This is a genomic window from Acetobacter estunensis (assembly GCF_019083805.1).
Classification (GTDB): Bacteria; Pseudomonadota; Alphaproteobacteria; order Acetobacterales; family Acetobacteraceae; genus Acetobacter; species Acetobacter estunensis_A.
Window position 1 is genome coordinate 13,938 of the sequence record NZ_JAHRDV010000003.1, and the last position, 23,521, is coordinate 37,458.

The following is a 23,521-nucleotide window of genomic DNA, read 5'->3' on the forward strand; positions in this document are numbered from 1 at the left end:
AAAAGTAACTTTCATCCGATCACGTCCGGTAAGGTTTGGGAAGGCTTCACGTCGATGCTATCCAGCACGTGATGAACACACGCCCTCTTACCGACGACGAAGCCCGGCACGCTCTCACCCGCCAGAAACGGGCCGCGACCGGGCTTCTGGCCTTCATGGGAGGGCTGACGGCAGTGGGCTATCTCGCCCCACTCTATGGCTGGGTCTCCGAGAATCTGTGGCTCGACACGCTGCGCGCCGGTGCCAAGGCCGGTGTCGTGGGGGGACTGGCGGACTGGTTTGCCGTCACGGCCCTCTTCCGACACCCCATGGGACTGCCCATTCCCCACACGGCCATCATTCCCGCCCAGAAAGAACGACTCGGACGCGCCCTCGGGCGTTTCGTGACGACGCAAGTGTTCACGGAAGAAGAAGTGGACCGGGTTCTCGCCCGCATCGACCTTCCCGGCTTCGTGGGACGTCTGCTCTCAGACCCGGCCACAGCCGCGACACTGACCAGCGGACTAGTCGGGGCGGTGCCCCAGTTACTGGAACGGCTGGAGGATGGACGTGCCAGCGCCGCCGTGGACCGTACGCTGCCCCTGTTGCTGGGCGGAAGCAATCTCGCACCGGTCATCGCCCGCGGCCTGCGAGCGCTTGTAGACGGCAATCATCATCAGGAAGTTCTGACTTTTCTTCTGCAACAACTGAAGTCTGGGCTACAGGCGCGCGAACCAGCCCTGCGCACCATGATCGAGGAACGAGTGCGCGAACAGGGAGGCCGCCTTCTTGGATGGGCCATCGGCGGCTCGATTGCCAGCAAGGTGCTGGTGGCCGCCAGCGAAGAGCTCGATCGCATCAATCCCGATGATTCCACCATCCGGGAAGGATTCACGGCATGGGTCCACAGCGAGATCGATCGGCTTGAGAACGACCCAAAACGGGCCGATGACCTCTCTCAGGTGCTCAAGACGGTATTCTCGCACGAGACGATGCAGACATGGGGCTCGGACATCTGGGCACGTGTAAAACGCATGATCGGCACTGACCTTGAGCGCGAAGATGGATGGTCCGCGACCCTTATCCGTGAGGCGCTCTTTCGTTTGGCGGCACAGGCGCAGGACGATCCCACCATGCGCGCACGTATCGAAGAGACGGCCCGCAAGAGCGTGCATCGCTCCCTGCCCTATCTGCGCGAACATCTTTCCAATTTCATCGCGTCCGTCGTTGGCAACTGGGACGCCGTGAGCGTTTCGGAAAAGCTGGAACTGCGGGTTGGACGCGACCTGCAATATGTGCGCGTCAACGGCACTCTGGTTGGCTTTGGCGTGGGCGCGCTGCTCTCGCTTTTCCTCGAACTCGTCTTTGGGGTAACGGGTCAGTAACCCATTATCCCCATTAGATTTTCCGCGCGGTCTATGCCGCCGTGATTCCGTCTGTTACGGTAGCGCCGCAAGGACAGCCGTGTGGCCTGTCCTCATCATCTTGGCCCGATGCAGGGCCAGACAACCACAGCAGGGATTCCATTCATGCGGTCGTTCGTTTCCAAGGCTCTTCTCGGCGCCACGCTGCTCGGCGGCGCACCGGCCTTCCTCGTCTCCGCTCATGCCGAGACGACGGCCCACCACCATCTCCATGGTCACCACCATGCCTCTTCGAAAGCTGACAATGCCACGCACACGGCCGACAGCAAGACCGACGACCTGAACGCGAAGAGCCTTTCGGCCGCGCAGCAGGACAAGGTTCCGGCCATCGGCGCTGAGGCTCCTGCGACGACGGCCCCCACGGCTTCGGCTATGCCGATGGCGCCGGGCATGGCCATGCCAACCGTCAAGGCTCCGACCGTGACCGCACCCTCCATTTCCGCTCCGACGGTCGCTGCTCCGGCAGCAGGCACCGGCGTGACGGCCCCGGCCCTGCCGACGGCTCCGACCACACTTCCGGCCAACGCCCCGGCTGCCGCTCAGTAATCTGCGGATTTCCCCCTGATGGCACGCTCCTGTGGACGCGCTATCAGGGCTCCACGTCTTTCCGAACCATGGAAAGAAACGCTGCCCCAATCCTTATGATCCGGCGGCGTGATCGTTTCTTCGAAAGGCCGGCAAACGCACCTTACGTGGTGTTTGACGCGCTCTTCACTTAACTATTTCCAAGAGATTTGGTGTCCGCGGAGGGATTCGAACCCCCGGCCCCAGGATTCATACCACTTCGACTTTCGTCGCCGTGCGCTCACCGCTGCACGTTCGTGGTCTGGACTGTCCCTTCACCATAGGCCCAATGGCCGACAGGCGCTGCCCTACCAGTCTCTACACCTTTCCGGACAAAGACCCGGACTTGGCTCGGGATCGGCACGACCCGAGCGGGTCAAGCGTTCCCCGAATTTGAGCAGATCCACCACGAAGTTTCCCACCGTGGCGCCCAATTGATTCAGGAATCCTGTGCTCTATCCTACTGAGCTACGCGGACACTGTGTGCTGTGTAGCGGACCTCCGCCCCCCTCACAAGCCGGAAGACCGGAGTGAGCGAAACCACAATCAGATCACCATATCCAGATAGAAGCCACGACGACGAAAGATCGGCATGGAGCCATCGTCGGGCAGGTCTCCGGGCGCCAGATTCACATGTGTGGACCGACTTTCTCCCTCATCCGTAAAAACAGCGAGAGAGGTGGAAGGCGCGCGGCGCGTCTTGCGTGTGATCGCAGGCTGTCGTCCGGCCAGAGCCAGCAAACTGGGCAGGTCAGAGGGAATCATGGACAGAACCTAGACAGCATCATCGGCGCCGAGCCTGCCCGACGCCGATTAAGGCTCTCTTAAAGAGGAGCGACGTCCTCACCAGCCTGACCAAGCGCCACGACGCCGGGCAGCAGCTTGCCTTCCAGCCATTCAAGGAACGCGCCACCCGCCGTGGAAACATAACTCATGTCATGCAGCACACCCGCGTGACGAAGCGCGGAAACCGTGTCGCCTCCACCCGCTACCGTCTTGAGCTTGCCCTCCTTGGTCAGTCTGGCCGCCTCCTGTGCAACAGCGTTCGTGCCTTCGTCGAAAGGCGCGAGCTCGAACACACCCAAAGGGCCGTTCCACACAAGAGTCTTCAGACCGGCCAGTTTTTCCTTCAGAAACGCCACCGTTTTCGGCCCCACATCCAGTGCCATCCAGCCATCGGGAATGGCCGAGACCGAGACGGTCTCCGTGGGCGCTCCGGCCATGAAATCGGACGCCACGACCACGTCCACCGGCAGGACGAGTTCACAGCCACGCTCTTTCGCCTTGGCAGCAATGGCCCGGGCCGTGTCGAGCATGTCCTCTTCTTTGAGTGACTTGCCCACGGACAGCCCCTGTGCCGCAAGGAACGTATTGGCCATCGCTCCACCTACGGCAAGCATATCCACTTTCTCGATCATGTTGTTGAGCAGATCGAGCTTGGTGGACACCTTCGCTCCGCCCACAATCGCACCGACCGGGCGCGCGGGATTTTCCAGCGCAGCTTCCAGCGCGCTCAGTTCGATCTCCATAAGACGTCCGGCAAAGGACGGCAGATGGCGCGCAACGCCTTCGGTAGAGGCATGGGCACGGTGAGCTGCGGAAAAGGCATCATTGACGTAGATATCCGCAAGGGAGGCGAGCGCCTTCGCCATATCGGGATCGTTGCTCTCTTCCCCGGGATAGAAGCGCGTGTTTTCCAGCACCACGACATCGCCGTCATGCATGGCGGCGGCCGCGTCCTGCGCCACCTTACCCACGCAGTCCGGCACGAAGGTCACTTTTTTGCCGAGCGCCTTGGCGAGAGCCTCTGAAATGGGCGCCAATGACATCTCCGGCACCGGCTTGCCCTTGGGGCGATCGAAATGACTCACGACGATCACGCGACCGCCCTTGTCCGCCAGTTCCTTGATGGTGGGCGCCAGCCGCTCGATACGGGTAAGATCGGAAATCGCACCATCGCGCACCGGTACGTTGAGATCGGCACGCAGAAGGATGCGCTTGCCGCGCGGATCGAGAGAATCGAGTGTCTTGAACGACAGGGTCGCCATTGGAGCGTCCTTCCTGTTGTCCCACGCGGAAATCATGCCCGGTCCGGGGCTGCGCCACGCGGGAACCGTTTTCAAGGGAGAAAGGGACCAAGATCAGGCCCTTCCGTTATGCCCTCAGAGTGAGCCGAAGAGTGCCGCCGTGTCGGACATGCGGTTCGAGAAGCCCCACTCGTTGTCGTACCATGAACAGATGCGCACAAGTTTGCCACCATCGACCAGCGCCGTCTGGGTTGCGTCGAATGTGGAGGACTCGATGGCGTGGTTAAAATCGCCGCTGACCAGAGGGGCCGTGTTGTAGCCAAGGATGCCCTTGAGCGGACCGGACTCCGACGCCTTTTTCAGCGCTTCGTTCACGGCTTCGACCGAGGCCGGAATGGTCTTGGGCACGAAGTCGAGGGAGACGAGCGAGACGTTGGCGGTCGGCACGCGAATGGCCATCCCGTCCAGCTTGCCCTTGAGATGCGGCAGCACGAGACCGACAGCGCGGGCGGCACCCGTGGACGTCGGAATCATGTTCAGGCCAGCTGCGCGGGCACGGCGTAGATCCTTGTGCAACGTGTCCACCGTGCGCTGATCGCCCGTGTAGGAATGGATCGTCACCATGTAGCCACGCTCGATGCCAAAGGCGTCGTCCAGCACCTTGGCCACGGGGGCGAGGCAGTTGGTCGTACAGGAGGCGTTGGAGATGACTGTCATGTCCTTGGTGAGAACATCCTGATTCACGCCGTAGACGATGGTGGCGTCCACATCGGTGGCCGGAGCCGAGACGATGACCTTGCGCGCGCCAGCGGCGAGCAAGGGAGCGGCCTTTTCCTTGGACGTGAAGAGGCCCGTGCATTCCATGGCCACGTCAACACCGCTCAGCGGCACCTTGGCCGGGTCACGTTCGCAGGAAACGGTGATCGGATCCCATGTACGGCCATTGGCGGTGATGATGAGCTTGTTGCCATCCACCTTCACCTCGGCGGGAAAGCGGCCATGGATGCTGTCATAGGCCAGCAGATGCGCATTGGCCTCGACGCTACCGAGGTCGTTGATCACGGTGGGGATCACGTCCGTGCGACCGCTCTCGATAATGCCGCGCAGCACAAGACGCCCGATGCGACCGAATCCATTGATCGCGATTTTGACTGCCATCAGATCTCTCTCCGTCTTTTTCTTGTTGTAGGCCTTCCGTGAAGAAGGCCGGTCGTTGACCTTACGATGGAGTGGTGGCGCGCATCCGCCGTCCTTGCGAACGGAGCGATTGCGCCCCACCTGTCTGGCCCGCTCGACTCTCCCGGTTGAGGCACGCATGGACGTGCGCACAGACGACGGTCGGCGTGACACCGAAGCTTTGGTACAGCGGGTCGACCCCCGATGCCATACCGAATTCTTCCGTGCCGATGAAAACTCCTCTTTCACCGATCCAGCGCTCCCAGCCAAACCCGGAGGCCGCCTCAATCGCGACGCGCGGCTGCGTGCCCAGAACCGCATCACGATAGGTTCGATCCTGCCGTGTGAACAGTTCCCAGCACGGCAGGGACACTACGGCTGCACGGATGCCATCCGCCGCCAGCATGGCGCGGGCCTGACGGGCAACGGACAGTTCCGGACCGGAGGCAATGAGCGTCACGTTGCGACGACCAGCGCCTCCTGTTGCTTCTTCCAGCACGTACCCCCCACATTCCGGCCCCCGCGCCGTCCGTCGCGCGCGGGAGGAGGGAAATGAGAAGGCGTCTGTCTGCTCGGACAGGTTTCGACCCAGCACGATGACGGAAGGACCATCACTCCACCGCAGCGCACCGAGCCACGCAGCAGCCACTTCCTCCGCGTTGGCGGGACGGAAAAGCGCCAGATGCGGCATCGCGCGCAGGCTGGCGAGCTGCTCCACCTGCTGCCACAAGGCGCTCGCCGCGTCCGGTGAATCTTCGACCAGAACGCAGAGCAATCGCTTGCGGGCAAGCGAGGCAAATCGGAGAGCCGGACGCATCCGGTCGGCGGAAGAGAGCGGAGCCGTGCCACAAGGCAGCAAACCACCATGCAGAGCCAGCCCGTTCATGAGTCCCACCATCGCAGGCTCACGTGGCCCACAGGTCAGCGTGGTGTGATGCGAAGTTTTTGTGGGAGCACCGAGAAGGGAGGCCGCCTCCGCCCCTCCGATGAGCGAGACGAGTTCGGGCAAAAGATCCGCCAGCGTCGCCTGCCCCAGAAGCCCCTCCTGAACGAGAGCGGTTTCGTCCTCCTGTTCGTCATGCGGCTTCATACGCCATAGGCGTAGGAAATCCTCTTCCAGACGCGGAATGGTCCGGCCGTCCATAATGCGCTCGAATTCGGCGCGCTGTGCGTGCTGGTTGAGCCTGCGAAGCCATGTGCGTCGTGCCGCCTGACCACGCGGCACCATCGGCTCGGAGGGCAGGACGATCGGTGTTTTTCCCGGATCGCAGACAAGCAGGCTCGGCTTGCGGGCGCGACGGATCCCCGTCAGGGCGTTCATCAGAGCCTCGGGATCGTCACCGCTCGTGCGGCGCACGGACCACCCGGACGCCTCGATGCGATCGAGAGCGCGCGTGAGGTCTTCCCGGGTCGCCGGAAAAGCTGCGTCAGGACTGGCAACGATGACAGCCAGTCTCTCCAGCCGGAAGCGTCCGGCGAGAACCGCCGCTTCAAGAGCCACACCGGTTTCCAGATCGCCGGGAAGCGCCAGCAGCCACGTCCGATGATCCACCAGCGAGCGCCCGAACCGACGGGCGAGAAGCTGTTCCGCCAAGGCCATGCCGGAGGCCGCGGCTATGGCTTGTCCCGGAAGCCCTCCCGCCAGACCGAAAAGTTCGTCCTGCGTCGAGCGCGGAAGGGATGACGGGGGAGCCGTCTCCGCCAATGCAAAAGCCGAGCGCAATGGAAGCAGTGAGGGGGACGAGACGACGAGACGATCCCGATCCGGCCAAAGCGGCGCCTGTGGATCGAACCGCAGGATGCGGTCACGCAAAAGCGCTGTGACCGCCCACAACACATCTGGAATAACCCGCTCCGCTCCCGCCCTCACACTGGCAGGCGGCTGGCGGAGGCGGCTGGACAGACGGGAAGAACCGGAGACATGAGGCATAGAAAAGCTAAATCCTCCCTGTCGGAAGGGGCCGCGGCTCCTGCAGGTCTTGTGGATCGCTTGCAGTCGTGGCTATAGGCTCCAAGCGGTCCCGCGACAAGTGCGGTGACGGTTTGCCGTATCTTCAACTTTCTGCAAGCGTCTGCCTCATGCCGCATCCCTTCCCTGCCTCCTTTTTGCCCCGCTCTCGCAGACGAGATGCGTCGTCAACGGCGGGCGTGAAGCTGCAGGCCACTCGTCGCCATGTGTTGCGTGGCGGTCTGATTGGGGGAGCGGGATTTCTTGCCGGATGCAAGCTGCTCGATCAGCGGACATTCGACCCAAACGCGAGTCGACCGCCAAAAGTCTACATTCCGCCGCCGCCGCCCGGGCCGCCTCCCATTCCCCCATTGATCGAAGTGATGGCTGGAACGCCCCGGTCACAATGGGAAAGCGCCGTCCAAACCGTGACGCGCAAGGCTCTCGACCGCAAACCGAATATCCTTTTCCTTGTGCGTGTTTTGGCTCCGCCGGGCACCAGCGAAGATGCCACGCGCGACGCCCTTCAACGTGTTCTGGCCGAGGAAGGACAGCCTATCGCGGACACCATCGTGGGGGCCGGAGCCGATCCCGCACAAGTCGAGATGTCGGCCATGCCGGATTCGAGTGTGGCGAGTCCGCGGGTGCAGGTGTATGTTCGCTGACATTTCCCGATAACCTGCATCTATTGCGGGTTGTAGGTGCGCGTATCCCGATTGTATCTGGGAACAAACGGCACACGGGAGACGACTTCGGACCGGCCGGAGGTCGTCGGCAGCAGGCAGAGCCGGATTTTGCATGTTCTCAGGGGCTTGGCCCACTGAAGAAATCTTCATGACTCTCTTGAATCCTTGGCTTTTCGGCTTGGGAAGAGAGAAATGGACCGTGCGGAAAGGCCCGAACAGGAGTGGAGCAGGGTGAGTATTCGTAACGCGAGACACCCGTTTTACGATTTTTGTGACGATGCTTTGGCGGATATCCGCAGACAGGGACGTTACAGGACCTTCACTCCCCTTGCCCGTGATGCGGCCCGTTACCCGGTCTATGAAGAAGAATTGGCCGATATTCCGCAGGGCCGCGAAGTCGTGGTGTGGTCCTCCAACGACTATCTCGGCATGGGCGTGGAGCCGGAAGTGTGCGAGGCGGCCATCAATGCCATTCGTGAACACGGCGCTGGCGCTGGCGGAACCCGTAACATCGCCGGCACAAGCCCGCTGCACAAGGCGCTCGAAGCGGAACTGGCGTCCCTGCACGGTAAGGAAGCGGGGCTGCTCTTCACCTCCGGCTATGTCTCCAATCAAGCCAGCCTGCAGACGATCCTCACCTCCATGCCGGGCTGGATCTGTTTCTCCGACCGCCTGAACCATGCCTCCATGATCGCAGGCATCAAGGGTGCGCGCGGGTCCACGACCATCATATTCGAACACAACGATCTGGCGGACCTCGAAGCTAAACTTGCGGCAGCGCCGGTCGATGCTCCCAAGTTGATTGCCTTCGAGAGCGTCTATTCCATGGACGGTGACATCTCAGACATCGCGGGCATCTGCGCGCTGGCCCGTCGCTACAACGCCCTGACTTATATCGATGAGGTCCACGCAGTTGGCCTGTACGGCGAACAGGGAGGCGGCGTCACGGACCGTGATGGCGTGTCCGACCAGGTGGACATCATTGAGGGCACGCTGGCCAAAGGGTTCGGTGTGCATGGTGGGTACATCACCGCGTCCGCCTCCATCGTGGATTATCTCCGCTCAGCCGCCTCGGGGTTTATCTTCACCACCTCTCTCCCGCCATCAGTCGTCGCAGCCGCGTTGACGAGCGTGAAGATGGTGCGCGCCCAGAACTGGCGACGTGAGAAAATGTTCGAGCGCGTGAACACCTTCCGCGCCAAGTTGCGGGCTGCTGGCGTGCCCTTCACCATGACGCCAAGCCATATTGTTCCGGTGCCTGTGGGCGATGCCGAGCGCTGCAAGATCATCAGCCGCCGTCTGCTCAACGAATACGGGCTGTACGCCACACCCATCAACTATCCGACCGTGCCGCAGGGAACGGAGCGTCTGCGACTTACGCCCGGCCCGTTTCACACGGACGAAATGATGGATCAGATGGTGGCAGCTCTGAAGACACTGTTGGCGGAAGTGCCGCTTCCAGTGGTGTCCGACAATGTGCGCAACATGGCGGAAGCCGCGGCCTGAAGCATTAGGCAATGTGACCATGTGGACTGCCTTGATTGGTATCTCCACATGGTCGCGGTTGCATATATCGATGTGCAGTCTGTCCGCCACTACATGACACGCGCGACGGAAGCATTTTCGCATTGCCCTGCTTCTACACGACAAGTCAAAGGCAGGAAATTCTTCACAAGCACTACCGAGGAAAGTTCCATCAAAGACGCAAGAGGCTTTTATCGTCAGGCTTGCTAGATAAACTCATCAACCAGCCATCCAATTCACGCCTCCACCGAAGAACGGAGAGACCATCATGAAAACGAAGCCTCTCATAGCGCTGGCTATCGTAGTCCTTATCCTCTCCGTCGCAGGCCGGAGCATCTGGAACATCGTCCGGCCATTGGCCCAACTGGTGTGAGAGGGAATTTCGTGAAGAAGCGTCACCTCTTCCTCATCGCAGCGCTTATTTCTCTTGGGGCCTGCTGCGACAGATCATCGTCTCCTACGCCGACGGATGCAGCGCTTTCATGCAATTTCAATCATCTGCCGGGTGAAAAAACCGTCTGCGGACACCCGCAGTGATCCTATCCCCATAAACGCAAAAAGCCGTCCCGAAGGACGGCTTCTGGTCGGAAATCCCGGCGCTTTACGCAGCCTGAAGATTCACCGCCGATTCCTTGCCATTACGGCCAGCTTCGACGTCATAGGAAACTTCCTGACCTTCGGACAGAGTTCCCATTCCGGAACGCTCAACAGCCGAAACGTGAACGAAAATGTCTTTCGTTCCGTCCTCAGGCTTGATGAAGCCATAACCCTTGGCAGTATCGAACCACTTTACGGTGCCTTTTGACATAACAAGGCTCCTTCTTCTCAACACGACGGTCGCACGTAAAACACGCACGAAAACACTAACTTTTAGAGGGATGATGAACGCAGCATGCGTCGAAAACCCGGATAAAAGCATCCGTCGAAACGGACTCTGCACAGATCGCCCTCTGGAACACAAGCGAAAACGCACGAGCTGCCCGGAATACTTTCCCACCCCTCCGAACGTCCGTGCTCTTCTCCTGCGTGCATGACCATCCTAATGTGGCACGCCGCCGCACATTGGCAGCCGGATCACACAACGATGAAAACGGGGACAGGATGAGTGTTCGTAGAGCCAGACTGCGGGTCAGCGCAGCCTTCATGCTGCTGGCATGCACCCCTGCCCCTCTTTTCCCGGCTCAGGCCGCTCAAGACGCCCCGCCCCCTTCTTCTCCCACTGCCTGCTCCGAAAACTGTTCGGACACGGCGCTGATCGACGATCTCGAGCAGCGCACCTTTCGCTGGTTCTGGGACGCATCCGATCCACGCACTGGCCTTGTGCCGGATCGCTACCCCTCTCCCCAGACCTTCGCCAGTGTGGCGTCCATCGGTTTCGGCCTGACAGCCTACGGTATCGGAGCAAGCCGCCATTATATCACTCGTGAAGACGCCGCTGACCGCACGCTGGCAACACTCCGCTATCTCTCACAGCTTCCCCAAAACGATACGCCGGACGATGCCGCCGGGTTTCACGGCTTTTTCTATCATTTTCTGAACAATCAGACCGGCCTGCGCTTCAATCACGATATCGAACTGTCCAGCATCGACACCGCGCTGCTGATACAGGGCGTGCTGTTCGCGCAATCCTTCTACGACCGCGACACTCCGGCTGAGCAGCAGATCCGCTCCTTTGCGGACCAACTTTATCGCAATGTGGACTGGCAGTGGATGCGCCGCCCTGACAACCGGCTGAGCATGGGATGGAGTCCGGAGCACCAGTTCATCGCCAATTACTGGGAAGGCTACAGCGAGGGGATGATGGTCTATATCCTCGGCCTCGCCTCCCCTTCGTCACCGTTACAGGCTGCTTCATGGCAGGCATGGCTCTCGACCAATGACAAACGGTGGGGCGATTTCAATGGTCAGACATTTCTGAACTTCGCCCCCCTTTTCGGGCACCAGTACACCCACGCATGGATCGACTTTCGCGGCATTCAGGATGAATGGGTCCGCACCAAGAACATCGACTATTTCGAGAACAGCCGTCGCGCCGCCTATGCCCAGCGCGCCTATGCCATTGCCAATCCCGGAAAATGGCAGGGCTACGGCGCCAATGTATGGGGGCTGACGGCCTCCGATGGACCGGGAGAGACGGATCGGGACGTGGACGGTCAGAAGCGTCACTTCCTTTCTTATTCCGCCCGAGGCACCGGTCGCGACTACACACAGGATGACGGCACCATCGCCCCCACGGCCGCCGCCGGCTCGATTGCCTTCGCGCCCGAAATCGTGCTGCCCACACTTCGCAACATGAAAACACTTTATGGCGGCCAGATTTATGGGCGTTATGGTTTCGTCGATGCGTTCAACCCGACCTTCAAGGACGGCAAATCCTATTGGTCGGACAAGGAATATGTCGGCATCGATCAGGGCCCCATCCTGCTGATGATCGAAAACTGGCGCAGTGGTCTTGTGTGGAACGTGATGAAGCGCAACCCCTATATCCGCACGGGACTGGAACAGGCGGGCTTCCGGGGCGGCTGGCTGGAAAAAACCACGCCTCCTGTCACCCATTCGCAGGCAACGCCAGTGGCTACGCCTTCCAAGGGCTGAAACGTCCAAACGCGTCCTAATAATCCCGTCCAGCAAGGAGACACCTCACTTATGGCCGAACCTCCCCACTCTTCAGCGGACACGATGGGAGATCGGCTGCGCCGCCTCCGCGCGCTCATGGAGGAACACGATCTCGCGGGCCTAATTGTTCCCCACAGCGACGAATATCTGGGCGAATACACACCTGCCTGCGCCGAGCGGCTGGCGTGGATCACCGGGTTCACCGGCAGCGCGGGCCTGGCGATCGTCTTGCGTGAGCGTGCGGCCGTCTTTTCGGACGGACGCTACATCACCCAGATGGACGATCAGGTGGACGGCGAAATATGGGACCGGCTGCACATCAGCCAAACCCCGCCACAGGAATGGCTGAAAGACCACGCCACCCCGGCCGAGCGTATCGGCTACGATCCCCGTATCATCAGCGCAGCAACACTGAACACCTTCGCCCAATCCGGTGCGAACCTTATCCCCACTTCCGAAAATCTGATCGACCGTGTGTGGGCAGATCGTCCAGCTACGCCACGTTCCCCTGTAACCTTACACCCGCTTGCCTTTGCGGGAGAAACAAGTGCCGCCAAGCGGGGTGCGCTGGCCGCCGATCTTGCGCAGGATGGGCAGGACGCCGTCGTTCTCGCCGATACGACATCGGTGGCGTGGCTACTCAACATTCGTGGAGCGGACGTGCCCTGCACGCCGGTTGTGCTCGCCTTCGCCATCCTGCACCGCGATGCCCGTGTGGACCTGTTTGTAGAGCCCGACCGAGTGGCGGCAGATGTGCGAGACGGTCTGGGAAGCGAAGTCTCCATCCTTCCACCAGCGCACCTCGAAGCGTCTCTGGCCGCATTGGGCGGTAAAACCGTCGCTCTTGACCCTACGACAACGCCCGTGTGGTTCACGCAGGTACTGGAACGGCACAATGCCCGGATCGTGGAAGCGAACGATCCCTGTGCCCTTCCCCGCGCCCGTAAGAACGACGTGGAACAGCAGGGCGCCCGCACAGCCCATCTGCGCGATGCCGTGGCTGTCTGTCGCTTCCTGCACTGGATGGATCAGCACGCCATAGGTTCGACCGAACTGGGGTTGGTAAAGCAGCTTGCCGCCTTCCGCGCCGAAGTCCCGGACTATCGCGGCGACTCGTTCGACACCATCGCCGGCACAGGTCCGAATGGAGCGATCATCCATTACCGCGTCACATCGGAGACGGACCGCACCATCGAAGCCGATACGGTGTGTCTGATCGACAGCGGCGGTCAGTATCCTGACGGCACCACCGACATAACCCGCACGGTCTGGACCGGACCGGACGCACCGCCTGCCGAAGTGAAGGCCGCCTTCACTCGCGTGCTCAAGGGCAACCTCCGACTGGGAGCGGCTGTCTTTCCCCAAGGTACGCCGGGAAGCGCCCTGGATGCCCTCGCCCGACTCGCGCTGTGGGAGGGACGGCTGGATTTCGACCATGGCACCGGTCATGGGGTGGGTAGCTATCTGTCCGTACACGAGGGTCCGCAGCGCATCTCCAAGATGGCCAACAAGGTAGCCCTCGAGCCGGGCATGATCGTTTCCAATGAGCCGGGTTATTACCGCCCCGGCGCATTCGGCATCCGGCTGGAAACGCTCGTGCTGGTCACCGCGCCCGAGCCGGGACCGGAAAACCGCATGTTCCTGTCGTTCGAAACGCTGACTCTGGCGCCCTTCGACAAACGTCTGATCGATGTGGAACTGCTGGGAGCGGACGATGCGGCGCGGCTCGATGAATATCATGCGCAGGTGCTGAAAAAGATCGGTCCGCTGCTGCCTGCGGAGACGGCAGCATGGCTCTCACATGCCTGCTCTCCCATCAACAGGAAGTGAAAACACGCGATTGCGCGTCGCCATCGGAGCCATTGCGGGGCAGAACAGGCGGCGGATGCACAGGGAGTTCAAGATGAGCAACAGTAAAACCATCCCCGCCACCCTTATTCCGGGCGACGGTATCGGTCCCGAGATCATGGACTCGGTCGTCGAAATCCTCGACGCGGTTGGCGCGCCGTTCAAATGGGAACGCCACATCGCTGGCATGGCGGGCGTGGATGCGGTTAACGATCCGCTGCCGAAAGAAACCATCGAAAGCATTCGCAAGACTGGTCTGGCACTGAAAGGCCCGCTGACCACCCCCGTCGGTGGCGGCTTCAAGTCCATCAACGTCACGATGCGTCAGGAGTTCGAACTCTACGCAAATCTTCGTCCCACCAAGACCATTATCCCCGGTGGCCGCTACGAGAAGATCGACCTCGTGATCGTGCGCGAGAACCTCGAAGGCTACTACGCCGCGATGGAGCACACGATCCCCGCGAACGGCGACTCCAAGGGCATTGCGCTCTCGGGTGGTTATGTCTCACGCAAGGAATGTGAGCGCATCGTCCGCTTTGCCTTCGATTACGCCGTGAAGAACAACCGCAAGAAGGTGACGCTGGTCCACAAGGCCAACATCATCAAGCAGATGTGCGGCATGTTCCTCGAAGCCGGTCGCAAGGTGGCCGAGGAATACAAGGGCCGCGTCGAGTGTGACGAGCGTATTGTGGACGCCTGCTCCATGCAGCTCGTCACCAATCCGTGGCAGTTCGACGTCATCGTGACCACCAACCTGTTCGGCGACATCCTGTCCGATCAGGCTGCCGGTCTGGTGGGCGGCCTCGGTCTCGCGCCGGGTGCGAACATCGGTGAAAAGACCGCGATCTTTGAGGCCGTGCATGGTTCGGCTCCTGACATCGCGGGCAAGAACCTTGCCAACCCGCTGGCCCTGCTGCTCGCTGCGGTGATGATGCTGCGCCATGTCCGTCGTGACGATCTGGCCGACCGGATCGATACGGCAATCACCAACCTGATCACCAGCGGCAAGGTCCGCACCCGTGACATGGGCGGTGAAGCCGGCACCAAGGAACTGACGGCCGCGCTGAAGCAGGCGCTCGTCTGATCCCCGCGTCCTGCTAACGCCGGATCTGTTTCGGCGCTGACTGCCAGAGACCCCGCCTATTTTTCGGCGGGGTCTTTGCGTATCGGGGCTTTTCTTCACCAGTTCGGGAAAACGTCTGTAGAGACACGAAATTCTGGCGCGGTTTACCAGAAAATTACCACTCTCCCCCATTCTCCCACGAGCCTTGCAAATGGGAGATCCCCTACCCGTGACCGTCACCACGGCACAGTCCGAGCCACCACGCCGCAAGGCTCCACGCAATGTGGAGACGCGTCCGGATGTCCGGCTGGCCCCACCCCTCATTCTTTCTCCGCGTCGCTGCCTTTCGACCCTGTGTCTGACAGGCGCCGATCTTCATCCCGCGCCTACGCCCATCATCAGCCGCCCTTCTGTGCGCCGTGGCCGACAGAAAGATCCGGCATGGGGGCGTCTTCTCTCGGATGGATGCGCAGTGGCAGCGAGTCTGCCGCCCGGATGTCGCCTCTCGCTGCCGATCGAACATGCCGGGCCGCTGCCCGAAGATCTGCTGACGCGCCTGACGACGGCCCTGACAACGCACGATTTCGAAGCCAATCGTCTCGACCTTGAATTTACCGAGATCAGCCTGACGGAAGACACCGATACGCTGTTCTATTCCCTTGCTGCGTTGCGTGATGTTGGCGTGGGCCTGATTCTGGCGGGCTTCGGTTCCGGCACATCCAGCCTCACCCTTCTGAGAGACCGCACATTTGCCGGTCTCCTGACCGGGGTGAAGCTCAATCGCCATCTCTTTCAGACAAGCGATGACGAACAGCAGGCCGTCAACCGCAGCATGGCCCACGCTATTATCCAACTGGCAAGCGATATGGGTCTGACCACGCGCGCGGATGGGGTGGATACGGCGGACACTCTTTCCTTTCTTCAATCGATCGGCTGTCGAGAAGGCGGTGGCATGGCGCTGGGGGCAGCGGAACCGCTGCCTGCCTTCCTGAGACTGTATGCCAACGAGAACGTGTCCCCTCTCGCCACCTGAAATCAGACATGGACAGGCAGGCGGTCGAACTCTATCTCCGCCCGTCATGACGTCCTCCCCCGCCCTCACCCGGATCGGTATCGATTTCGGCACAACCAACAGCGTCATCGTGATCGCGCGGCCCGACCGCACGATCCAGACCATCCGTTTTCCCATGCAGGACGGCTCCACCACCGAAACCTGCCGCACATTGCTGGCCATCTGGCAGGAAATGGAAGGTGGACGCCGCGTGCTGGAACGTGCCGTGGGCGCAGACGCTATCGAGGCGCATCTGGACGATCCGGCCGAGACCCGCCTGATCATGTCCATGAAGTCCTATCTGGCGCAGGCCAGCTTCCGTGAAACACAGGTGTTCGGCCAGCGGCTGTCACTGGAACGCCTTATCGCCACTTTCTTGCGCGAACTGATGAAGCTGGGCGGCCTCTCCCCGGCCGATTGCGCCGTGACGGTTGGGCGGCCGGTGCATTTCGTGGGCGAGAGCGCCGATGATGCTCTTGGAGAGGAACGTCTACGGGCCGGTTTTGCCGAAGCGGGATTTGCTGATGTTTCTGTCATGCTGGAGCCGGAAGCCGCTGGATGGCGCTTCATGCAGCGTCTTGATCGCCCCGCCACTGTGCTGGTGGGGGATTTCGGCGGCGGCACAAGCGATTTCTCGGTCATGCGCTTCGATCCCGGCGGCACGCAGGCCACCCAGCCGCTAGGACATGCCGGTGTAGGACTGGCAGGGGACCAGTTCGACTTCCGGATCATCGATAATGTGGTGGCGCCATCCCTCGGCCGCGACTGCACTTTCCGCATCATGGGCGGGGAACCTTTGCCAGTGCCTATCGAATGGTTCCGTGCCCTTGCCCGGTGGCACCGCCTTTCGCTAATGCGCACACCTCGTATTCTCAACGAAATCGCGGATGTCGCGCGCACCACCTCCGAACCGCAGAAGCTGGAAAACCTCATCGAACTGGTTCGCGAACAGCGCGGGCAGGAACTCTACAACGCGGTCTCGGCAACCAAACGCGCCCTCTCTTCCGCCGAAACCGCACAGCTCAGCTTTTCTCAGCCCGGTCTGAACATCGAGACTTCCATTTCCCGTGAAGAGTTCGAGCGCTGGATTGCTCCCGACATCGCACAACTCGATGAAGGCATCGATCGCGCCATGAATGAAGCGAATCTGACACCCAATCAGATCGATCGCGTCTTCCTCACAGGTGGCACTTCCTTCGTGCCCGCCGTGCGTCGCCTGTTTACTTCGCGTTTTGGAGAAGAGCGTGTGGAACTCGGAGGCGAGTTCGTCTCGGTGGCCGAAGGTCTGGCGCTGGCCTCCGCGTAATCCGTTCTGGGCGAATCAGGTCAGCGTCCAACGGGTGTTGTCAGTCGCGGCTCCACAAGCGACATTCGTCGCCATGAGACGGTTTTCCGCATGCGCCCGCCTGCCGCTTCTGGCGGTCCTTTTTCTCTCGCCCCTCATTACGCCGGAAATGGCGTGGGCCGTTCCAATGCCGGAGAAACCGGAAGTCGCTGGGGGCGCGCTTTCGCCCGCTCTCACCTCCTCCACGCAGATATGGGACGCTGTGCAGGCTCTCCCCGATGGACGTCTGATCCTCGAAGCGCCGGGCTGGCTGGGCAATCCCACTCCGCAATTGAGCGTCAGCGCAAAAGGTGCGGCCCCCACGCCCTATCCCAACAGTCGCTGGAACACGGACGCAGGCGATCCGGCGCAGCGTTTTGTCGCCATCACCGGCATGACGCTGGCCTCCGATGGGAGCCTGTGGGTCATCGATAGCGGTGTCTCGGACCGTGAGAAGCCACCTGTAGCGGGGCCGAAACTGATCCAGATCGAAACTCAGAACAACACCGTGCAGAGAGTGATCGAACTCTCCCCCAATGTTCTGCGACACGGCAGCGTCCTCGGTGGCATCGCCATTCATGGCAACACGGCCTATGTGCCGGATTCTGGTGATGCCGGGCTTGTCGTGGTCAATCTCGATGACGGCTCGGCCCAACGGTTTCTCGATCATGTGCAGGCACTGACCGCTGGACGCCCCATCACCACCCCGTCCGGCACGGTAAAAGCACCGGACGGACGACCCATCGCCATTGACGCCAGCCTGATCGCCATCAGCCCGGATGGGCAATGGCTCTATGTCCAGCCCTATTGCGGACCGCTTTACCGCATCGCCACCTCTCTGTTCGACGATCCCGACTCCACGAACACTGCTCTGCAGGAGAGCGCCACGCTGTGGTACAAGACACATGCTCTCGGTGGTTTGACAGTCGGACCAGATGGCACGCTCTACTGGTCCGATGTGACGACCGGCAGCATCGACAGCTACACACCGGGCCGCATCCCGCATCATCTCATCACCGATCCGAGACTGCGCTGGCCGGGCGGCGCTTCGCTTTCTGGCAACACCCTCTATGTGCCCGCCTCGCAACTCGATCAGGCCGCGCGTTTCCAGAACGGCCACGCCACGGTGCAATGGCCTGTCACGGTCTATGCGCTGCACCTGCCCGATGACGCCACATCGGACGTTTTGCGCAAATAGTCCCCTCCCCGGCGGCGCCTAGACCGGCTATGGAAGACACATGAAATACGTTTCCACCCGTGGTCAGGCCCCGACCCGCTCCTTCTCCGACATCCTGCTTGCCGGTCTGGCGGAGGATGGCGGCCTCTACATGCCCGAGAGCTGGCCGCAGTTCTCGAAAGACGAATGGCGGGCCATGCGCACGCTGTCGTATCCGGACCTCGCCGCGCGCGTCATCGCGCCTTTCGCGGAGGGTTCGCTCACGCACGAGACGCTGAGCAAGCTGTGCCACGACGCTTATGCACGCTTCGATCACGCCGCCATCGTGCCGCTTACGCAGATTGAGGACGGTCTGTTCGTACAGGAACTGTTCCACGGGCCTACGCTGGCCTTCAAAGATATGGCCATGCAGCTGCTCGGGCGGCTGTTCGATCATGTACTAAACGAGCGTGACGAACGCGTGACCATCGTGGGTGCGACCTCGGGCGACACCGGCTCCGCCGCGATCGAAGCCTGTCGTGGACGCGAGCGCCTGACGGTGGCCATTCTGCACCCCGAAGGCCGCACTTCCGAAGTGCAGCGTCGCCAGATGACCACGGTGCTGGACCCGAACATTCACAATCTTGCGGTGCAGGGCACGTTCGACGACTGTCAGGATCTGGTGAAATCCATGTTCGCGGACCTGCCGTTCCGCACCGACATGCACCTCTCTGCTGTCAATTCCATCAACTGGGCCCGCATCGCCGCCCAGATCCCCTATTACGTCTATTCCGCTCTGCAGCTTGGCGCGCCGGACCGTGAAGTCTCGTTCGCTGTCCCCACCGGTAATTTCGGCAACGTGCTGGCCGCATGGGTCGCATGTCAGATGGGCCTGCCGGTGAAGCATCTGTGCGTTGGCTCCAACCGCAACGACATCCTCACACGCTTCCTTCACAGCAACGACATGAGCACCCGCAAGGTCGTGCCCAGCCTGTCGCCGTCGATGGATATTCAGGTCTCCTCCAACTTTGAGCGTCTGCTGTTCGAGGTGATGGGACGGGACGCACAGGCCTGCGCCAATCTGATGACCGGCTTCCGCACGACGGGAAAGATGGACGTCCCCTCCAAGGCCTGGGAGGCCATCAGCACCCTATTCTCCGGCAAGGAGTTGGACGACGCGGCCACGACCGCCGAAATCCGCTCGCTGTACGAGAAAAATCGCTATCTAGCCGACCCACACACCATCATTGGCATTGCCGCAGGCCGCGCGTTCCGCGAGCCGGGTGTACCCATGGTGGCCATGGCGACGGCGCATCCGGCGAAGTTCCCAGATGCCATGCGTGAAGCCACTGGAATTACGCCCGCACTACCCCCATCTCTGGCGGACCTGTTCGAGCGCGAGGAGCGCTACCGCGTGGTGTCCAACGATCTTACGGTCGTGGAAGATGCCATCCGGGCCAGCGTCCTCGCCAACTCACGCTGATCCCCTTCCGGGCGGGAGGCTCTCCCGCCCCCTTTCAGGATACACATGACCGATCCCATCCAGACGACCCGCCTGCCTTCCGGCCTGACCGTTGTCACAGAGCGCATGGAGCGCGTCGAGACCGTCTCCTTCGGAGCCTATGTCGCCACAGGCACCCGCGACGAACGTCCTGAGGAAAACGGCGTTTCCCATTTCCTCGAACATATGGCCTTCAAGGGCACGACCTCGCGTTCCGCCGCCCGGATTGCGGAAGAAATCGAGAATGTAGGTGGACACATCAACGCCTATACGGCGCGCGAGCAGACGGCCTATTACGTCAAGCTGCTCAAGGGTGATCTGGGGCTGGGCATCGACATCATCGGTGACATCCTCTCCCACTCCACCTTTCTGCCCGAGGAAGTGGAACGCGAACGTGGCGTGATTCTTCAGGAAATCGGGCAGGCCAACGACACGCCTGACGACATCATCTTCGATCATTTTCAGGAAACGGCGTTTGCCGGCCAACCGATGGGACTGCCCACGCTCGGCACCGAAAGCCTGATCCGCGAGATGAGCCGCGACACCCTGATGGGCTATATGCGCACTCACTACACTGCGGACAACATGATCGTCGCAGCCGCCGGCAACCTCCATCATGACGATGTGGTGGAGCGGGTAAGTCGTCACTTCGCGGATCTGCCCGCCGGCAAGAAAATGCCCCGCGTCACCAGCCATTACACCGGCGGCGAATACCGCAAGGAAAAGGAACTCGATCAGGCCCATATCCTGCTCGGCTTCCCGTCTGTGCCCTATGGAGACGCGGACTATCATGCGGCCCTGCTGCTCTCCACTCTTCTGGGCGGTGGCATGTCCTCGCGGCTGTTTCAGGAAATCCGTGAAAAACGCGGACTGGTCTACTCAGTCTATTCCTTCATCACGCCCTTTCTCGATGGCGGTCTGTTCGGCATCTACGCCGGAACCGGCAAGGAGGAGGCCCGCGAGCTTCTGCCCGTGACGCTGGATGAACTGGCCAAGGTGCAGCAGGCCATCACCACACCGGAACTGACCCGCGCCCGCGCCCAGCTTAAGTCTTCGCTGCTCATGTCACTGGAAAGCACGGGCAGCCGGTGTGAGCAGATCGCTCGACAGCTTCAGATCTTCGGTCGCCTGATCTCGATTTCCGAGACCGTGGCGAAGATTGATGCGGTAACACCCGACGACATCAATCGCGTTGCGCGACGCATCTTCCGCGCGCAGCCCACACTCGCCTGCCTCGGCCCGGTGGATGGCGTGATGTCTTTCGGCACGCTTGAGGAGCAGCTTGCGGCATGAGCACCTCTCCCCTCGACCTCGCCTGCGAGATTGTCGCACGCGCCACGAAACACGGTGCCGATGCCGCTGATGCTGTCTATGCAGGTGGCACAGCCTTGGGCGTGAGCGTGCGCAACGGCGTCACGGAAGAACTCGAACGCTCCGAGACCACCGATCTCGGCCTGCGGGTGTTCGTGGGGAAACGCTCCGCCATCGTCTCGACCTCCACACCGGATCCGGCCGGATTCGATATGCTGATTGAGCAGGCACTCGCCATGGCCCGTGTGCTGCCTGAAGATGCCAATGCCGGCTTTCCCGACGGCGTGGAACTGATCGGGCGGGTGGAAACCAACACGCTCGATCTGATGGACCCGACGGAGCCAGATGCGACGCAGTTGCTCGATCGCGCCCGCCGCACGGAAGATGCCGGACGAGCCATTGAAGGCGTGACCAACTCAGCCGGAGCCAGCGCTTCATGGGGGCGCACTCAGGTCGCGCTGGCAACTTCACGTGGCGTGGCCGGACAGTACGGCCGGACGCGGCACTCCATTTCCATGAGCGCGCTGGCCGGTCACGGTACCGCCATGCAGCGCGATTACGACTACCACAGCACCGTTCACCTGGCGGATCTGGACGCTCCAGAAACCATCGGTGCCAGCGCAGGGCGCAAGGCTGTCGCCCGTCTGGATCCGGTACAGCCGCGCACTGGCGTCCTGCCGATACTCTTTGCGCCGCGCATAGCGAACAGCCTACTTGGGCATCTTGCCGGAGCGATCAACGGTGTGGCGATTGCCCGGGGCACATCGTTCCTGAAAGCGCATATGGGCAAGTGCATTTTTCCGACAGGTCTGCGTGTGATTGATGATCCGCATCGTCAGCGCGGCCTGCGCTCCCGTCCTTTCGATGGTGAAGGTGTACAGGGAGCAACGCTCGATCTCGTGGCGGATGGCGTTTTGCAGCACTGGCTGCTCGATGGCCGCAGCGCGCGTCAGTTGAAACTGCTTTCTAATGGTCGAGCGGTCCGTGGCGCGTCCTCCCCTCCGTCTCCGGGCGTATCGAACCTGTTTTTCGCGCCCGGAACCGCCACGCCTCAGGAACTGATGTCCGATATCGAGGAAGGTATCTACATTACCGAAATGATGGGTTCCGCCGTTAACGGCATTACCGGCGATTACAGCCGTGGCGCCTCCGGTTTCATGATCCGCAATGGCCAGCTTGCCGATCCGGTTGCAGAATTCACGGTTGCCGGCAATCTTCTGGACATGTTCGGGCGAGTACAAGTGGCAAACGACCTGTCCTTCCGCTTCGGAATGGATTCACCCACCGTTCGCATCGACGCCATGAGTGTCGCGGGCAACTGAATCTTTCCTCAGCCGTAAGTAATAGGTTGCCGGGTGATCTTCGATCATCCGTTTCTGTGTAATCGGAGGTGCGTTCTGTCCACCATGAAGTCTCGTTCCACCACGACTTTTGCCGCTGTGGCCATTGCCCTGTCTCTCTTCTCCGGTATCGCGCAAGCGCGCCCCGGCGAAGGAGGATCGATGGGCAGCCGGGGAAGTCGCACATGGTCGGCCCCTGCTCCCACGCGCACATCTCCCTATGGCGCAGCCCCAATGGAACGCTCCATCGCCCCGCGTTACGGAATGCCGGGCCAGTCCGCGCCCCGTTATGGCAACGCGCCGATGATGGGCCAGTCGCGTCATCCTTTCCTGACCGGCTTTATGGGCGGCATGCTGGGAGCGGGTGTGTTCGGTCTTCTGTCCGGGCATGGTTTCCTCGGTGGCGTGCATGGACTGTTCGGGTTTGTCGGGCTGCTGCTCCAGATTTTTCTGGCCGTGATCGTGATCCGCTGGCTGTTCGCGCTCTTCACGCGCAACCGTAATGGCGGCACCGGTTCTGCCGGGGCGTTTCCTGTGGGAGCCGGGAACTCAAACGGTCGCACAGCGCCTTCCACGCTTCAGATCGGAGCGCAGGACTATCAGGCTTTCCAGACACTGCTGCTGAACATTCAGGCCGCATGGAGCCAGCAGAACATCCCCGCATTGCAGGGCATGGCGACACCAGAGATGGTGAGCTATTTCAACCAGCAGCTTGGCGCTCTTGCCAGTCGGGGCGAACGCAATGTCGTCTCGGACGTACGTTTCCTGCAAGGCGATCTGGCCGAAGCGTGGACTGAAAATGGTTATGATTACGCCACGGTCGCCATCCGCTACAGCCTGATCGACCTGACCACGGACATGACCGGTCGTGTAGTGGCGGGAAGCTCCACCGAACCGGTTGTGGTGACGGAACTGTGGACCTTCGTGCGGCCGTCGTCGGGCGGAGCATGGCTTCTCTCAGCCATCCAGCAGGCCCGCTAATC

The 23,521-nt window shown here is 61.4% G+C and carries 19 protein-coding genes; 14 read left to right on the top strand and 5 right to left on the bottom strand.

The genetic code is table 11. The features are described 5' to 3' along the window. The first annotated feature begins 71 nt into the window (after window positions 1-71). Entirely contained in the window at window positions 72-1,364 is a 1,293-nt protein-coding gene (locus KUA11_RS04835; RefSeq protein ID WP_217409253.1) for a DUF445 domain-containing protein, read from the top strand. 144 nt (window positions 1,365-1,508) lie between these two features. Beyond that, entirely contained in the window at window positions 1,509-1,949 is a 441-nt protein-coding gene (locus tag KUA11_RS04840) for a hypothetical protein (RefSeq protein ID WP_254454687.1), read from the top strand. A gap of 564 nt (window positions 1,950-2,513) precedes the next feature. Here the strand turns inward: KUA11_RS04840 and KUA11_RS04845 are convergent. The 4 genes from KUA11_RS04845 to KUA11_RS04860 form a co-directional block, all read right to left on the bottom strand. Beyond that, on the bottom strand, window positions 2,514-2,732 hold the full coding sequence (locus KUA11_RS04845) for a hypothetical protein (RefSeq protein WP_217409254.1): 219 nt from the start codon (window positions 2,730-2,732) through the stop codon (window positions 2,514-2,516). A 59-nt stretch (window positions 2,733-2,791) separates the two neighbouring features. Then, window positions 2,792-4,015 (bottom strand): phosphoglycerate kinase, encoded by a 1,224-nt coding sequence (locus tag KUA11_RS04850; RefSeq protein WP_217409255.1) that lies wholly within the window; start codon window positions 4,013-4,015, stop codon window positions 2,792-2,794. A gap of 114 nt (window positions 4,016-4,129) precedes the next feature. Then, window positions 4,130-5,152: a type I glyceraldehyde-3-phosphate dehydrogenase gene (gene gap, locus KUA11_RS04855; protein WP_217409256.1), complete on the bottom strand. Its 1,023-nt coding sequence runs from the start codon at window positions 5,150-5,152 to the stop codon at window positions 4,130-4,132. 61 nt (window positions 5,153-5,213) lie between these two features. Continuing rightward, window positions 5,214-7,100: a transketolase-like TK C-terminal-containing protein gene (locus KUA11_RS04860; RefSeq protein ID WP_217409257.1), complete on the bottom strand. Its 1,887-nt coding sequence runs from the start codon at window positions 7,098-7,100 to the stop codon at window positions 5,214-5,216. A gap of 149 nt (window positions 7,101-7,249) precedes the next feature. Between KUA11_RS04860 and KUA11_RS04865 the strand changes: the two genes are divergently transcribed. Continuing rightward, window positions 7,250-7,783 (top strand): hypothetical protein, encoded by a 534-nt coding sequence (locus KUA11_RS04865; RefSeq protein ID WP_254454688.1) that lies wholly within the window; start codon window positions 7,250-7,252, stop codon window positions 7,781-7,783. 252 nt (window positions 7,784-8,035) lie between these two features. Beyond that, on the top strand, window positions 8,036-9,310 hold the full coding sequence (gene hemA, locus KUA11_RS04870) for a 5-aminolevulinate synthase (RefSeq protein WP_408744149.1): 1,275 nt from the start codon (window positions 8,036-8,038) through the stop codon (window positions 9,308-9,310). A gap of 619 nt (window positions 9,311-9,929) precedes the next feature. Here the strand turns inward: hemA and KUA11_RS04875 are convergent. Then, the gene (locus tag KUA11_RS04875; protein WP_166313576.1) at window positions 9,930-10,136 is read right to left on the bottom strand and encodes a cold-shock protein; all 207 of its coding nucleotides are present in this window, start codon (window positions 10,134-10,136) and stop codon (window positions 9,930-9,932) included. A gap of 335 nt (window positions 10,137-10,471) precedes the next feature. Here KUA11_RS04875 and KUA11_RS04880 point away from each other — a divergent pair, with 335 nt between their 5' ends. From KUA11_RS04880 to KUA11_RS04925, 10 genes are all read left to right on the top strand, one after another. Beyond that, window positions 10,472-11,923: a glucoamylase family protein gene (locus tag KUA11_RS04880; protein ID WP_408744157.1), complete on the top strand. Its 1,452-nt coding sequence runs from the start codon at window positions 10,472-10,474 to the stop codon at window positions 11,921-11,923. A gap of 51 nt (window positions 11,924-11,974) precedes the next feature. Continuing rightward, entirely contained in the window at window positions 11,975-13,774 is a 1,800-nt protein-coding gene (locus KUA11_RS04885; protein WP_254454689.1) for an aminopeptidase P family protein, read from the top strand. Window positions 13,775-13,847: 73 nt separating this feature from the next. After that, on the top strand, window positions 13,848-14,876 hold the full coding sequence (locus KUA11_RS04890) for an isocitrate/isopropylmalate dehydrogenase family protein (protein WP_166313572.1): 1,029 nt from the start codon (window positions 13,848-13,850) through the stop codon (window positions 14,874-14,876). A 190-nt stretch (window positions 14,877-15,066) separates the two neighbouring features. Beyond that, on the top strand, window positions 15,067-15,888 hold the full coding sequence (locus KUA11_RS04895) for an EAL domain-containing protein (protein WP_217409260.1): 822 nt from the start codon (window positions 15,067-15,069) through the stop codon (window positions 15,886-15,888). A 46-nt stretch (window positions 15,889-15,934) separates the two neighbouring features. Next, entirely contained in the window at window positions 15,935-17,212 is a 1,278-nt protein-coding gene (locus KUA11_RS04900; RefSeq protein ID WP_217409261.1) for an Hsp70 family protein, read from the top strand. A gap of 73 nt (window positions 17,213-17,285) precedes the next feature. After that, complete coding sequence (locus KUA11_RS04905; protein WP_217409262.1) at window positions 17,286-18,428, top strand: L-dopachrome tautomerase-related protein; 1,143 nt, start codon at window positions 17,286-17,288, stop codon at window positions 18,426-18,428. Window positions 18,429-18,468: 40 nt separating this feature from the next. Beyond that, complete coding sequence (thrC, locus tag KUA11_RS04910; RefSeq protein WP_217409263.1) at window positions 18,469-19,869, top strand: threonine synthase; 1,401 nt, start codon at window positions 18,469-18,471, stop codon at window positions 19,867-19,869. 45 nt (window positions 19,870-19,914) lie between these two features. Next, a complete protein-coding gene (locus KUA11_RS04915) occupies window positions 19,915-21,180 on the top strand; it encodes a M16 family metallopeptidase (RefSeq protein WP_217409264.1) in 1,266 nt (421 codons plus the stop codon). Beyond that, window positions 21,177-22,520, top strand: a complete 1,344-nt coding sequence (locus tag KUA11_RS04920; RefSeq protein ID WP_217409265.1) for a TldD/PmbA family protein — start codon at window positions 21,177-21,179, stop codon at window positions 22,518-22,520. Before KUA11_RS04915 ends, KUA11_RS04920 begins: the two co-directional genes overlap by 4 nt. An 84-nt stretch (window positions 22,521-22,604) precedes the next feature. After that, a complete protein-coding gene (locus KUA11_RS04925) occupies window positions 22,605-23,519 on the top strand; it encodes a Tim44 domain-containing protein (RefSeq protein ID WP_217409266.1) in 915 nt (304 codons plus the stop codon). Window positions 23,520-23,521: the final 2 nt, after the last annotated feature.

Bases quoted from the DNA above. Each gene is read 5' to 3' on its own strand.
- KUA11_RS04835 (WP_217409253.1), top strand. From the start codon at position 72: ATGAACACACGCCCTCTTACCGACGACGAAGCCCGGCACGCTCTCACC.
- KUA11_RS04840 (WP_254454687.1), top strand. From the start codon at position 1,509: ATGCGGTCGTTCGTTTCCAAGGCTCTTCTCGGCGCCACGCTGCTCGGC.
- KUA11_RS04845 (WP_217409254.1), bottom strand. From the start codon at position 2,732: ATGATTCCCTCTGACCTGCCCAGTTTGCTGGCTCTGGCCGGACGACAG.
- KUA11_RS04850 (WP_217409255.1), bottom strand. From the start codon at position 4,015: ATGGCGACCCTGTCGTTCAAGACACTCGATTCTCTCGATCCGCGCGGC.
- gap (WP_217409256.1), bottom strand. From the start codon at position 5,152: ATGGCAGTCAAAATCGCGATCAATGGATTCGGTCGCATCGGGCGTCTT.
- KUA11_RS04860 (WP_217409257.1), bottom strand. From the start codon at position 7,100: ATGCCTCATGTCTCCGGTTCTTCCCGTCTGTCCAGCCGCCTCCGCCAG.
- KUA11_RS04865 (WP_254454688.1), top strand. From the start codon at position 7,250: ATGCCGCATCCCTTCCCTGCCTCCTTTTTGCCCCGCTCTCGCAGACGA.
- KUA11_RS04875 (WP_166313576.1), bottom strand. From the start codon at position 10,136: ATGTCAAAAGGCACCGTAAAGTGGTTCGATACTGCCAAGGGTTATGGC.
- KUA11_RS04880 (WP_408744157.1), top strand. From the start codon at position 10,472: ATGCTGCTGGCATGCACCCCTGCCCCTCTTTTCCCGGCTCAGGCCGCT.
- KUA11_RS04885 (WP_254454689.1), top strand. From the start codon at position 11,975: ATGGCCGAACCTCCCCACTCTTCAGCGGACACGATGGGAGATCGGCTG.
- KUA11_RS04890 (WP_166313572.1), top strand. From the start codon at position 13,848: ATGAGCAACAGTAAAACCATCCCCGCCACCCTTATTCCGGGCGACGGT.
- KUA11_RS04895 (WP_217409260.1), top strand. From the start codon at position 15,067: ATGGGAGATCCCCTACCCGTGACCGTCACCACGGCACAGTCCGAGCCA.
- KUA11_RS04900 (WP_217409261.1), top strand. From the start codon at position 15,935: ATGACGTCCTCCCCCGCCCTCACCCGGATCGGTATCGATTTCGGCACA.
- KUA11_RS04905 (WP_217409262.1), top strand. From the start codon at position 17,286: ATGAGACGGTTTTCCGCATGCGCCCGCCTGCCGCTTCTGGCGGTCCTT.
- thrC (WP_217409263.1), top strand. From the start codon at position 18,469: ATGAAATACGTTTCCACCCGTGGTCAGGCCCCGACCCGCTCCTTCTCC.
- KUA11_RS04915 (WP_217409264.1), top strand. From the start codon at position 19,915: ATGACCGATCCCATCCAGACGACCCGCCTGCCTTCCGGCCTGACCGTT.
- KUA11_RS04920 (WP_217409265.1), top strand. From the start codon at position 21,177: ATGAGCACCTCTCCCCTCGACCTCGCCTGCGAGATTGTCGCACGCGCC.
- KUA11_RS04925 (WP_217409266.1), top strand. From the start codon at position 22,605: ATGAAGTCTCGTTCCACCACGACTTTTGCCGCTGTGGCCATTGCCCTG.